This window comes from Vibrio sp. 2134-1 (assembly GCF_033339495.1).
In genome coordinates, this window is sequence record NZ_JAWOUS010000819.1 from 1 (window position 1) to 553 (window position 553).

Genomic DNA, 553 nt, shown 5'->3' on the forward strand with positions numbered 1-553 from the left:
TAAGTCATTTGGCTGCCCTAATTGCGGCGTGCCTGATCTCAGTTTGTATTCGCGCTCAAATCGGCTTGGCTACGACGCGTGGCATTGCCCTGAGTGTGGTGCTTATCCTCCGGTTTTGATTAACGAGCCGATACTCGCATTGGCTCATCAACTACAACAGCAAACCTTTGAGTTGAAGCTATTGCCTCATTGCGAATGCCGATTACCTGCTTGGCAACGTTACGGGAGAACCGCCGTCGGTAGCCCAAGAGTAAAGTGTCGCTGCTGTCAAAAAACCGCAACGCTGCTGAACCCAAACAAAGAATCCCACTCACTCCAACCACTGCTTGATGCTCTATTGGCCGAGGTTTCACCCAAAGATTTACAGTATAAACTGGGCTTAAATCATCGCCGTTTTTCACAATCTCTTGAGCGTTTAGCAAGTATGCTGGACACTTTTAGTCGCTTATACGAACGTCACTTATCGTTCTCGAATATCCAAACTCGCTCCTTTGTTCAAGTGGCGCGCTCTGGTTTTCGCCACCATGGCCGAGAACAACGTGCAGCGCATGTT

Annotated in this window: 1 pseudogene; it reads left to right on the forward strand. The window is 49.0% G+C overall.

Annotated features, from left to right (window positions below):
• Window positions 1-553: pseudogene (locus R7R78_RS28715) on the forward strand (hypothetical protein); the annotation flags it as partial.